Annotated in this window: 13 protein-coding genes; 6 read left to right on the top strand and 7 right to left on the bottom strand. The window is 43.7% G+C overall.

The features are described from left to right. Positions 1–22: 22 nt before the first annotated feature. Positions 23–748: a hypothetical protein gene (locus tag RDV52_RS11055; protein WP_004363368.1), complete on the bottom strand. Its 726-nt coding sequence runs from the start codon at positions 746–748 to the stop codon at positions 23–25. Between the two features lie 669 nt (positions 749–1417). Between RDV52_RS11055 and RDV52_RS11050 the strand changes: the two genes are divergently transcribed. From RDV52_RS11050 to RDV52_RS11025, 6 genes are all read left to right on the top strand, one after another. Next, positions 1418–1936: a YceD family protein gene (locus tag RDV52_RS11050; protein ID WP_004365468.1), complete on the top strand. Its 519-nt coding sequence runs from the start codon at positions 1418–1420 to the stop codon at positions 1934–1936. A gap of 24 nt (positions 1937–1960) precedes the next feature. After that, the gene (gene rpmF, locus RDV52_RS11045; RefSeq protein ID WP_004365469.1) at positions 1961–2146 is read left to right on the top strand and encodes a 50S ribosomal protein L32; all 186 of its coding nucleotides are present in this window, start codon (positions 1961–1963) and stop codon (positions 2144–2146) included. A 6-nt stretch (positions 2147–2152) separates the two neighbouring features. Further along, a complete protein-coding gene (locus tag RDV52_RS11040) occupies positions 2153–3172 on the top strand; it encodes a beta-ketoacyl-ACP synthase III (protein ID WP_004365470.1) in 1020 nt (339 codons plus the stop codon). 80 nt (positions 3173–3252) lie between these two features. Then, entirely contained in the window at positions 3253–4134 is an 882-nt protein-coding gene (era, locus tag RDV52_RS11035; protein WP_004365471.1) for a GTPase Era, read from the top strand. Positions 4135–4301: 167 nt separating this feature from the next. Then, a complete protein-coding gene (gene der, locus RDV52_RS11030) occupies positions 4302–5615 on the top strand; it encodes a ribosome biogenesis GTPase Der (protein ID WP_004365472.1) in 1314 nt (437 codons plus the stop codon). Between the two features lie 14 nt (positions 5616–5629). Further along, the gene (locus RDV52_RS11025) at positions 5630–6028 is read left to right on the top strand and encodes a hypothetical protein (protein ID WP_004365473.1); all 399 of its coding nucleotides are present in this window, start codon (positions 5630–5632) and stop codon (positions 6026–6028) included. Between the two features lie 256 nt (positions 6029–6284). Here the strand turns inward: RDV52_RS11025 and RDV52_RS11020 are convergent, their stop codons facing one another. The 6 genes from RDV52_RS11020 to RDV52_RS10995 all read right to left on the bottom strand — a co-directional run bounded on the left by RDV52_RS11020 (position 6285) and on the right by RDV52_RS10995 (position 12822). Then, positions 6285–6530: a hypothetical protein gene (locus RDV52_RS11020; protein WP_147278304.1), complete on the bottom strand. Its 246-nt coding sequence runs from the start codon at positions 6528–6530 to the stop codon at positions 6285–6287. 270 nt (positions 6531–6800) lie between these two features. Continuing rightward, the gene (locus RDV52_RS11015; RefSeq protein ID WP_004365475.1) at positions 6801–9110 is read right to left on the bottom strand and encodes a RelA/SpoT family protein; all 2310 of its coding nucleotides are present in this window, start codon (positions 9108–9110) and stop codon (positions 6801–6803) included. A 33-nt stretch (positions 9111–9143) separates the two neighbouring features. Further along, on the bottom strand, positions 9144–10265 hold the full coding sequence (locus tag RDV52_RS11010) for a lytic transglycosylase domain-containing protein (RefSeq protein ID WP_040556699.1): 1122 nt from the start codon (positions 10263–10265) through the stop codon (positions 9144–9146). A 41-nt stretch (positions 10266–10306) separates the two neighbouring features. Then, positions 10307–11080 (bottom strand): DUF5683 domain-containing protein, encoded by a 774-nt coding sequence (locus RDV52_RS11005; RefSeq protein WP_004365477.1) that lies wholly within the window; start codon positions 11078–11080, stop codon positions 10307–10309. A gap of 23 nt (positions 11081–11103) precedes the next feature. After that, the gene (locus RDV52_RS11000; RefSeq protein WP_004365478.1) at positions 11104–12012 is read right to left on the bottom strand and encodes a ParB/RepB/Spo0J family partition protein; all 909 of its coding nucleotides are present in this window, start codon (positions 12010–12012) and stop codon (positions 11104–11106) included. A gap of 42 nt (positions 12013–12054) precedes the next feature. Next, entirely contained in the window at positions 12055–12822 is a 768-nt protein-coding gene (locus RDV52_RS10995) for a ParA family protein (RefSeq protein ID WP_004363389.1), read from the bottom strand. Positions 12823–12832 lie beyond the last annotated feature (10 nt).

Below are 12832 nucleotides of genomic sequence, written 5' to 3'. Positions count from 1 at the left end.
TTGCCCTCTCCAAAAAACTTCTTTAATCTTTTGTTTCATCCAAGAACTTGATAATAGGTTGTAAAGGACCTTCTGTGAGCAGACGGTCCTCATTATTATAACCCTCATCCCAGATGGCAATATTCTTTGTAGTAGTTCCATCAGTATAAACAACTTTCACACTCTCCAGTTTTGTAGAAGTAACCTTCTTATTATAGAATGGCTTAAAAAATAACGCATTTCTATAGTCAAGAAAATGATACGTTTTTAACACGGACGACTTAATATCGTTATATCGTTCAGAAGATGTTCGTCCTACAAGATTACCAAATGTCAGTACACAGTACCTGTCTCCCGTTTTTACATCATATACAGGCTCGCCATTTCTCTCAAAGCTAAACTTAAAAGTAATGCTTTTAATTTTTTTGGGGCTAGTGTTAATTATCTCTAGCAATATCTGATTTAACCCCTCATCGATATTATCATCAGAAGCATTATACAAATTAAATGCAACAATTAGTGCAGGAGCATCTATTAAATTATCTTGCGCACGAGCAGCATTTAATAAAAGCAAACTATAAGCTTTATCATCAGCTTCATTTGAAGTCCAACGATTATACATCTTAATTTCATATGAACTCATATCCTCAACGTCAGAGACATATGAATACTCTCGATGATACTTACTATAAGAGGTAAATTGACAAAAAGCAGGGACACTTACACAAAATAATAACTGCAGTAAAATACTTTTCTTAATAATTTCCATTTATTTATTCTTTTAGTTTATTGGTATTATATCACTATCTTAATTTAGCAACACGTTGATTTAGTTTTTTTATAAATTTCTTGAGCAACAATACATTGTTCAGAGCTTTGTCATGCCATAAAATTCATTACCTTGGTGTTGCAAGTCTAAGTAAAGAGTTTGTACAACAGGCATACAAAAATACAAATAAAATCCAAGAAACTTACACCTTTTGTTGAAATACTTTCCAATATGTAGAAATTTGACGTACAATCAACCCTATATCAAGCCAATAATCCTTATCGACAGTAGGTTCATTTCCTCTTTATTATCTAAAGAGAATGCCAAAAATTCCCTTTGGTTTTGTAAAGATAAACATGTCAAAAAGAGACAATTGCGCTTTGAGGTTGCGAAAGCGGCTGTTTTTAGACAGAAAAGAGCCGTTTTTACCACGCAAAACAACCACTTTTGTGATGCGAAATATCCGTTTTTGCAATGTTCTGATAATAAATGGATTAAGCTAAAGATAAACTTCTGAAAAGTCTTTACATCTTTATCAGCTTCCTTTCATCTATAAAATAAGGTGTATAAAATTGCCACTATAAAACTCCTTGTGGACAACTGAACATATATTTTTTACTTTTAATTTGCTTAATATCAGAAAAATATTCGTAACTTTGCACACCGATTATGGACTTAGATATCCTTAAAATAGATTTGAAAGGGCTTGCCGATGGCTTGAATAGCTTCGAGTTTGACCTTGATGATGCTTACTTTAAGGCAGTTAATGCTCCTGAAGTGAGTCGTGGAAACGTGCACGTTTCATTGAAGATAGTACGCACGCAGAACGATTACTTCACACTCGATTTCCACGAAAAAGGAACGGTTGTACTGCCGTGCGACCTCTGCTTGGACGATATGGAGCAACCTATCGAGACACAACAGCGTCTTGAAGCTAAGTTTGGAAACGCATACTCAGAAGACGACGACCTTGTTACGGTGGCCGAGAACGAAGGAATACTCGATGTTTCATGGTTCGTCTACGAATTTATACTTCTTGCTCTGCCTATCAAGCATGTGCATGCACCTGGAAAATGCAACCCTGCTATGATAAGAGCCCTTGAGGAACACTCTGCCGCCCGAAGCGGTTCGGAAGACGAGAAACCTATGGATTCGCGCTGGGGAGCCCTATTAAAATTGAAAAAATAAAAAATATTAAACGTTTAAAGAATTATGGCACATCCTAAAAGAAGACAGTCAAAGACTCGTACACTCAAGAGAAGAACTCACGATAAAGCAGAAGCTCCAACATTGGCAGTATGCCCTAATTGCGGAGATTACTACGTTTACCACACAGTTTGCGCAAGTTGCGGCTACTATCGTGGTATGGTTGCTATCGAACACGAAACTGAAGAGTAAACGAGAATGGAGAAAATAAATGCCATTATCACTGGTATCGGCGGCTATGTACCCGATTATGTCCTCACCAACGAGGAACTGTCGCGTATGGTCGATACTACCGATGAATGGATTATGGAGCGTGTGGGCATCAAGGAACGCCGAATCTTAACCGAGGAGGGACTTGGTACAAGCTATATGGCGCGCAAGGCGGCAAAGCAGCTCTTGGAGAAAACAGGAGCCGACCCCGACAGCATTGATGCACTTATCGTTACAACAACAACTCCAGACTATAAATTTCCATCAACCGCCTCTATCGTTATAGGCAAGTTAGGCTTGAAGAATGCCTTTGGTTTCGACTTCTCTGCCGCTTGCTGCGGATTTCTTTATACGCTCGACGTAGCTTCAACGATGATACAGAGCGGACGCTATAAGCGCATTATCATTATAGCTGCCGACAAGATGTCGTCGATTGTAGACTATACAGACCGTCAGACGTGTGTATTGTTTGGCGATGGTGCGGCAGCTGTTCTTGTTGAAGGAACTACTGAAGAAAACGTTGGCGTACAGGATTCTTTCCTTCGTACCGATGGCAAGGGTCTGCCATTCCTGCACATGAAGGCAGGTGGCTCTGTCTGTCCTACATCTCAGTTTACAGTAGACCGTCGCTTACACTATCTCTATCAAGAGGGACGCACGGTTTTCAAGTATGCTGTAACAAGCATGAGCACCGACGTTATGGAAATTTTGAAGCGCAACAACCTCTCAGAAAGCGATGTTGCGTGGGTTGTTCCACACGAAGCCAATCTCAGAATCATCGAAGCTGTGGCAAAGCGTGCCAATGTTCCATTGGAAAAAGTGATAATCAACATTCAGCACTATGGCAACACCAGTGCTGCAACTATTCCACTTGCACTTTGGGACGAGGAAGCTAAGCTGAAGAAAGGCGATAACATTGTATTCACAGCCTTTGGTGCAGGCTTTGTTCACGGCGCATCTTACTACAAGTGGGCATACGACGGAGCTTCTGCAGTGGCAAAGAAATAAAATTCTTAGTTCGTATATAACAAAAGATTAACGCATCTTTCTTTGCAAACAAAGATAGGTGCGTTTTTTAATTCAAAGATATGCACAAAGCTGGATTTGTAAACATAGTAGGCAACCCCAACGTGGGTAAAAGCACGCTGATGAACCAACTCGTCGGCGAGAAAATCAGTATTGCAACATTCAAGGCGCAAACTACTCGCCACCGCATTATGGGCATTGTGAATACGGAAGACATGCAAATCGTGTTCTCCGATACGCCTGGTGTGCTGAAACCGAACTATAAGATGCAGGAAATGATGCTGCAATTTTCGGAGTCAGCCCTTGCCGATGCCGACATTCTGCTCTATGTTACCGACGTTATAGAGAAGCTGGAGAAGAATACAGACTTCTTGGAGAAGGTGGCAAAAATGCAAATTCCAGTTATCTTGCTCATCAATAAAATCGACGAAAGCGACCAAAAGACGCTCGTAACTCTTGTTGAAAAGTGGCACGAACTGCTGCCCAAGGCGGAAATCCTGCCTATTTCGGCAAAGAACAAGTTTGGCACAGACACGCTGATGAAGCGTATTAAAGAGCTGTTGCCCGAGAGTCCAGCTTACTTCGACAAAGACCAGCTGACCGATAAGCCTGCAAAGTTCTTTGTATCGGAGATTATCCGAGAGAAAATTCTTCGCTATTACGACAAAGAAGTGCCCTACTCTGTTGAAGTTGTGGTGGAGCGTTTCAAGGAAGACGAAAAGAAAATACACATCAATGCTGTCATCTATGTGGAGCGCGACAGTCAGAAAGGCATCATCATCGGGCATCAGGGACAGGCATTGAAGAAGGTTTCTACTGAGGCACGCAAGAGCCTTGAGAGTTTTTTTGACAAGAAAATATTCTTGGAAACCTTTGTTAAGGTGGACAAGGACTGGCGCAACTCACAGAAAGAGCTGGGCAACTTCGGCTACAATCCTAAATGAGGAAGGAAGCCAAACGAAACAACAAGCAACGCCCTGACTGTATGTAGGGCGAACTCTCGCACAGTGCGAGGGCTGGAGACGTGGTCATCTTCGGCAAATATTCATAAGGTGCAGACCTCACCTTGACCCCTTGAGATGTTTCTCAGCGTGGGAAAGACCATCAATAAATGGCAAATTTAGTAGCAATCGTAGGCCGCCCCAACGTGGGTAAGTCTACACTATTCAACAGATTAACCCAAAGCCGCCGTGCCATTGTCAGCGATACGGCAGGCACAACACGCGACCGCCAATACGGCAAATGCCAATGGAACGGACGCGAATTTTCAGTTGTCGATACTGGCGGCTGGGTTGTTAATTCCGACGACATATTCGAAGATGCTATCCGCAAGCAGGTTTTAGTGGCTACGGAAGAGGCTGACTTGGTGCTTTTTGTTGTCGATAACGAAACGGGAGTTACCGACTGGGACGAAGACGTGGCACAAATTCTCCGCCGCACCAAGCTCCCTGTAATCCTTGTTGCCAACAAGGTAGACAACAGTGGCGAGTACTATATGTCGGCAGACTTTTACCGTTTGGGGCTTGGCGACCCTGTTTGCATCAGCGCACAGACAGGCAGCGGCACGGGAGACCTGCTCGACTTGCTCCTTGAGCGTATGAAAGACGTGCCCGACGAAGGACCTGAAGACGACATTCCACGCTTTGCGGTCGTTGGACGCCCCAATGCCGGCAAGTCGAGCCTCATCAATGCCTTCATCGGCGAGAACCGCAACATCGTTACAGAGATAGCCGGCACGACGCGCGACAGCATCTACACGCGTTACAACAAGTTCGGCTTCGACTTCTATCTTGTTGATACAGCGGGTATCCGCCGCAAGAACAAGGTAACGGAAGACCTCGAGTTCTATTCCGTCATGCGTTCCATTCGCAGCATTGAAAACTCCGACGTGTGTATTCTGATGATTGATGCAACGCGCGGAATAGAGGCGCAGGACATGAATATCTTCCAGTTAATTCAGCGAAACAACAAGAGCTTGGTGGTAGTTGTAAACAAATGGGACCTTGTAGAGAGCAAAGACCAAAAGGTAATCAAGACTTTCGAGAACGCCATTCGCGAGCGCATGGCTCCGTTTGTAGACTTTCCCATCATCTTTGCATCGGCACTCACCAAGCAACGCATCTTCAAGATACTCGATGTGGCAAAGCAAGTGTATCTGAACAGAAACATGCACATTGGTACAACCAAGCTCAACGAAGTGCTGTTGCCCATCATAGAGGAAACGCCTCCACCATCGGTAAAGGGCAAATACATCAAGATAAAATACTGTTCGCAGTTGCCCAAGACGCAGATACCATCGTTTGTGTTCTATGCAAACCTGCCGCAGTACGTGAAAGAATCCTATCGCCGCTTCTTGGAAAACAAGATACGCGAGCGTTGGAACCTCAACGGCTGTCCAATCAACGTGTTTATACGTCAGAAGTAAACATTTATAGAAGTATGAAACAACTACTTTATGCCCTGTTCCTTGCAGTTCTTCTACTTTCCTCCTGCAGCAGAAGGAAGGAGACCGACCATGGTGCAATAGCTGCAGAAGCTGCGAAGCACTATTACGAAAACCTTATTTCGGGCAAATACAAACTGTTCTTGGAGGGCATGAATCTGCCAGACAAGCTCCCCAGGAGCTACGAAAGTCAGATGCTGAAAAACTTTGAAGTCTTTATCAAGCGCCAAGAGAAAGAACATAAGGGCATAAGGCAGGTAAGCGTGCACAGTGCCCAGTTCCGTGCGAAAGACAGCACGGCAAATGCCTACCTGCTGCTGCACTATGGCGACAGCACCACCGAGCAGGTGGTTGTTCCCATGCTGAAGAAGCGCGGCTTGTGGTATATGCGCTGATGAACCCAGCCGTGTTCTGGCTATGGCGCAATCATTCTTATAGACGTCAGATAGTAGTCATCTGCACATAAACAAAGCTCTACTTGCGAGAGTGTGCCAAAACTCCCCGACTTCTAACACCAACTATCATTTATAAACGGCAACCGCTATCAAAGAGTTAAGACTCTATGGTAGCGGTTGTTCGGGTTGATTAACTTTAATTTGGTGAGCATATCAATACATGAGGCATCGTCTCCAAACGTCAGAATACAGGCATTCAAAACATCAGCAAACAGCCGTGTTTACCGATGTCCCACAGCGACGTTTGCCGTAACCCCGAAGCGACAATTGCCGTAACCCCGAAGCGACGATTGCCGTAACCCCGAAGCGACGATTGTCGTAACCCCGAAGCGATGATTGCCGTAACCCCGAAGCGATGATTGCCGCAACCCCGAAGCGACAATTGGAGCAACTCCGTTGCTGTTCCGGAGGTTATTCGGAAGAGGTTTATCTCCGGACTCATGTTGATTAAGAGGGGTGTAACTGTCAATGCAGAAAGAGACTTCTCCCTGCTCCATATCTTGATATACGCTCGTAAATAAAATGATTTGCTGCATATAAAGACGGTGCAGCACCATAGTGTAATATTATAAATCAACTTTTACAGTTGCCAAACCTACCCTTTGCAGTGTTCGTCCATCTCTCCGACCATTATAAAAGGCAGTCAGTATCTTTCTAAGGCTACCATTAGAACAAATAGCTTCAAGGAAGCCAAAGCCGGGAAAGCGCTGCACTACAGAATGTCCAACACGTTCTGCATGCCTTCTATCTTCATCAGACTCTTCTTTATAAGCTTCACGTCTTCGCGATCGTGAACCCCCATGTCTATACAACCTACAACTATTCCGTTGTCGGTTTTCAATGTAACGTTGCGCATGTTAATGCCCAGCTGTTCGGATATGACCTTGGAAATGTCGAGCAACATTCCCTTTCGGTCTATGCCCTGAAGCTCTATCGTGGCATCGAAATACATCACTTTGTGCATGTCCCACTTTGCATCGAGTATGCGCGGACCGAAGCTTGCCTTTAGTTTTGCAGCCACGGGACACGCCCTGTTGTGTATTTCGATGTGGTTGTTGTTGTCGATGAAGCCTATTGCATCGTCGCCCGGAATAACGTGGCAGCAGTCAGGAAATATGTATCGTTTTATGTTGTCTTCGTCTATGAAGATAGGTTTCTTCTTGTTCAGGTTCTTGTCTACAATTATAAGTCCTGCCTTATTCTCCTCGGTCGCCCTGCTGTTGGCATTCTCTTCGCCGGAAGCCTTGTTGCGATTAAGGAACGGAACATATCTGCGCCACATAGATACATTGTCGTCCTTGTCCATTCGGTGCTTGTGCCTACCATGGAGCTCGTCTAAATCGGTATCGCCAAGAATTATCGATTTCTCGCCAATAGCCACAAAAAGGTCGGCATGCTTCTTTAGTTCGTGCAAATCGCAAAGTCTGTCGAGCACCGAAGTCGTCATTTCAAAGTCGTGTTTTTTAAGCCATTCTTCGAGAATGTCTTCCCCTTTCTTCTGTGTCTCCCGTGCTTCCTTTCTCAGAATAGCCATCACTTTGCTCTTGGCTTTGGCTGTAGACACAACATCTAACCACGACTTTTCCACACGCTGCGCCTTGGAAGTCAGTATTTCTACCTGGTCTCCGCTCTGCAGCTTGTGGCTCAGCGGCACAAGTTTGTGGTTTACTTTGGCTCCAATGCAATGGCTGCCAAGGAACGTATGTATTTGGAAAGCGAAGTCGAGTGCGGTGCATCCGGCGGGCATCATCTTTATTTCGCCTTTCGGAGTAAACACAAATATCTCGGAAGCAAAGAGGTTCAGCTTGATGGCATCGAGGAAATCCATTGCATCGGGCTGCGGGTCGTCGAGTATTTCCTTTATGGTGTGCAGCCAATCGTTCAGTTCTCCCTCGTCCTCAGTAATCTCTGCGCCTTCCTTATACTTCCAGTGGGCAGCAAATCCCTGCTCGGCAATCTCGTCCATACGGTCGGAACGTATCTGGACTTCAATCCATTGACCTTGCTTCGACATAAGCGTTACGTGCAGAGCCTGGTATCCGTTGGCTTTCGGGTGGTTTACCCAGTCGCGCAGACGGTCGGGGTGGCTCTTGTAAAGTTTGCTGATTGCCACATAGATTTGGAAACATTCGTTAGCCTCGTCTTGCCTGCTTTTCGGTTTAAACACAATGCGGACGGCGAGAATATCGTATATCTCTTCGAATGGAACATGCTTTGTCTGCATCTTGTTCCAGATGGAATACGGACTCTTCACGCGGGCTTTAATTTCGTATTCTAATCCCATGCGGTCGAGTTCTGCACGAATAGGAGCAGTGAAGTTCTCGAAAAGTGTTTCGCGTTGTGCTTGTGTCGAAGCTATTTTCGTCTCTATTGCCTTATAAGCGTCAGGGTGCTCGTAACGGAAACTAAGGTCTTCGAGTTCGGTCTTAATCTTATTCAGTCCTAATCGGTTGGCTAACGGAGCATAGATGTAAAGCGTCTCGCCTGCAATTTTGTATTGCTTGTTGGCAGGTTGCGAGGCAAGGGTGCGCATATTGTGCAGGCGGTCGCATATCTTAATAAGGATAACGCGAATGTCGTCGCTCATTGTCAGTAGCAGTTTCTTAAAGTTCTCGGCTTGTGCAGAAGCTTTGTCGCCAAATATTCCGCCCGAAATCTTTGTCAGTCCATCCACAATCATTGCGATTTTTGCACCGAATATATTTTCAATATCTTCTACCGTGTAGTCTGTGTCCTCCACTACATCGTGCAGAAGAGCGGCACAAATGCTTGTGGAACCTAACCCAATCTCTTCGCAAGCAATCTGTGCAACGGCAATAGGATGTAGTATATAAGGCTCGCCAGAAAGGCGTCGCACACCTTTATGCGCCTGTTTGGCAAAATGAAAGGCTTTCGTTATGATATCGACTTTCTTTCTGTGAGGCGATGCCAAGTAGGTATTCAGCAGATGTTGGAATGCATCTTCTATAAGTCTATCTTCCTTTTGTTCGTCAATTCGGCTATTGTTGTCATCTGTCTTCATAATGTAGTCCTTCCTTTTGGTATAATTCTTCGATTAACTATGTGGATTGTGCATTGTTTCTTTCTCTATTCGTGCTGTCATTTCCAACTGCTGTTCTTCTGTGTTTTTACTGCTTTCGTACAATTGAGAGACATTGTCAGTAAAGCATTTCACCTTTTCTGAAGGTAACAAAAGCGTGGCTGCACCCTCTGTCGTCTTAACAATGTCTTGCCGATATTGTGGATTTAATGCTCGCAGATCTGCAACATCCATATTCAAGACATTTGCTATTTTAGTCAACGACACATCTTCTGTAACCACAACCCGACCAGCCCTCTCTGGCAATCCAGTTGGCTCTGGCAAAATATTGTATTCTGCATAACAGTTCATTACGTAGTTGGCAGCAATGAAAGCTGGTACATAGCCACGCGTTTCTTTTGGCAGCAACTCATAGATTTGCCAAAAGTCGGTATTATTTCCCGTCTTTTCAATCGCATTGCTCACTCTTGTCGGACCGCAATTGTAAGCCGCCAACACTAAAGACCAATCGCCAAAACGTTTATAAAGGTCAGCCAACAATCGTGCGGCAGCATACGAAGACTTAATGGGGTCGAGCCTTTCGTCTACAAACGTGTTTATCTGCAAGTTGTATTGTCGCCCCGTTGCGGGCATAAGTTGCCATAACCCAGCAGCACCTTTACCTGAAACAGCCTTTGGATTCAGCCCCGATTCTATCACAGGCAGATACTTTAACTCTAAAGGAAGACCGTAATAGAGCAATGCTTCTTCAAAGATAGGATTGTAATAACTTGCTCGTGCCAGCAAACAACTTGTAGAACGACGACCTTGTCTTACGTATTTATCAATGTGTTTCTGCACTTCCGGATTATAAGAGAGGCATAGTGAGCCTGATATTCGGTTAATAAGACGACCGACAGCAACAGTTTCTTCTTCCATTTCCATTGGAACTGCTGCCGCATTCACGTTGTTTTCCTTTACATAACTTTTTGTTCCAGCATATCCAGCCCCAGTTTCAGCCATAATCTCTGGTGCATCTGGAATGTTTATTTGCATCGTTCGGCCATGATTATCCTTCACTATCTGTTGCTGGGCGAATGCTATACAAACGCTCAGCAATAGTATTATAATGGCAAAAATCTTCTTTTCTTCTATCATTTCTTTCTTATTTTGTGGCACGAAAACGCTGTTTTCGTCTGTTAAAAGGTAAGTTTACAACCTACGCCAATTGCAGAACCCTTTAAGAAATTAGTTATATTAGCAGATGAATTGCTATTTAATACAACTGGAGAAATATGCAACGATAAATCATCTGATATGTTGAAATTAGAGAGCGAAGCATCTACGTAGGCATCAATCACCGACAAAGCATAAACGGCAACTGTTGCAAATATACTTAAATCGCGCCATCTGCGGAAACGGTCTTTACGTTTTTTGAATAGACTTTGGTAATAACTCTTATTCGCATCGGTTATTTTTGTTCCTAAATGCAAGAAGTTATTGTAGCTTTGCGTATTAGGATCGTCGTCCATAATATCTTTATAAGCCCTTTGATAGTCCCGATACATCTGGTTATTCCAAGTCATTGCATAGATACAACCCGTTAGCCCACCATAGAAAATAGGCAACTTCCAATACTTACGGTTGTAAATCTGACCAGCCCCGGGCAGGGCTATTGCCAGCCATAAAGCCTTTTTAGGATTGGGGTGCCACTTGTTCCAATTCGCCTTTAGGTACTCTCCATCTTTCGTTGTAGCCTTATTCAGTTGTAAGGTCTTATCGGACGATAATGAGATTTTATTCTTTTGCTTATTATTCCCGCTGTTCGACAATGTGTCAAATCCTTCTTCCTTAGGATATAGAACCTTGACAGAATCGCTATAAACAACTTGTGCGTTTATTGTTTCAGTATAACTTATCACCAACAGCAATGTTAGTAATAAGAGATGGAATATATTCTGATTTTGTTTCACTTAACTTTTAATTATACTTTCCATTACTGCTTTAGTCCGTCCATTACTTCCATGATATGCAATAATTCTTCTTCAGAAGCAAAAAGAATACTGATTTTTCCCTTTCCCTTCGCCCCATAGGTCATTTGCACTTTCGTATTGAAGAAATTGGAAAGACGCTTTTTCAACAGATTAAACTCTTCCGGAAGTTTCGATTTGGCTGCAATCTTCTTCTTTGCAGTCTGTATATCCTCGCCATTGTTAAGCTGTTGGCAGAGTTCTTCCACTTTTCGCACACTGAAAGCGTTCTTCTGAATTTCGTGGAACAGTTTTATTTGCTGCGAAGGACTACTCAATGAGAGCAACGCACGTGCGTGTCCCATGTCTATCTCTTTCTTCTGTAAAGCCATCTGCACTTGTGCAGGGAGTCTGAGCAGACGTAGATAGTTGGTAACAGCGACACGACTCTTCCCTACCCGGGCTGCAATCTTCTCTTGAGTCAATCCACTTTTTTCTTGCAAATGTTCATATGCAAGAGCTATTTCTATGGCATTCAAATCCTCGCGCTGTATGTTTTCCACCAGCGCAAGTTCCATTACGTTTTCGTCTTTAATGGTTCTAATGTAAGCAGGAATAGCTGTAAGACCCGCCAACTGCGATGCACGCCAACGCCGTTCTCCCGCTATTATTTGAAATTTGTGTTCGTCTAACTGCCGAAGCGTGATGGGTTGCACCAATCCAAGCTGCTTAATGCTGTTTGCAAGTTCCTCTAATGCCACTGGGTCAAACTCCCTTCGAGGCTGGTCGGGATTTGCTTCAATTTGGTCAATAGGGACTTCATTTATCGTTGAACTACCTTGCGCACTTACTGTTCCCGTCGAGATCAAAGCATCTAAGCCTCTCCCAAGTGCATTAACCTTTGCGTTTCTATTATATTTTTTATGTACTGCCATCGTTTCTGTTGGTAAGTCTTAAAGAGGTTCAGTAGGTTTTTCCTATTTCTTATTTTTTTCTATAATCTCCTTAGCCAAAGCTAAATGGTTCTTTGCTCCTGTAGAATCGGCATCGTAAAGTATTACCGGCAAGCCATGACTGGGACTTTCCGAGAGTTTAACATTGCGCTGAATAACGGTCTTAAACACCAATTCTTGGAAGTGTCGCTTTACTTCGTCGTAGATTTGACGTGCCAATCTTAAACGACTATCGTACATTGTAAGTAGAAATCCTTCGATTTCTAACTTCGGATTCAGCTTGCTTTTTATAATCTTAATCGTATTCAACAGTTTGCTAATGCCTTCGAGCGCAAAATATTCGCATTGTACTGGAATAATAACAGAGTCGGCTGCCGTCAATGCATTCACAGTAATTAAGCCCAAAGATGGACTGCAATCTATAAGTATATAGTCGTAATCGTTACGAATAGGGTCCAAGAGCTTTTGCAATACTTCTTCTCTATCGCTTATTTGCAGCATCTCAATCTCTGCCCCAACAAGATTGATATGGCTCGGAACAATGTCCATTCCTTCTATATCTGTGGTATAAATGGCATCGCGAACATCTGTATGGTCAATGATACATTCGTACAACGAACAATCAACTTCGTTTATGTCAACGCCCAAACCACTTGAAGCATTCGCCTGAGGGTCGGCATCAATAACGAGAACCGACTTTTCTAAAGTTGCCAACGATGCCGCAAGATTGATGGTAGAGGTGGTTTTTCCTACACCACCCTTCTGGTTTGCCACTGCGATTATTTTTCCCATTTTATTCTTT

It is taken from the genome of Prevotella nigrescens, from assembly GCF_031191185.1.
In the GTDB taxonomy this organism is placed as follows: Bacteria; Bacteroidota; Bacteroidia; order Bacteroidales; family Bacteroidaceae; genus Prevotella; species Prevotella nigrescens.
Note: the sequence above shows the minus strand (reverse complement) of the source record. Positions and strands in the feature narration are given on the sequence as shown.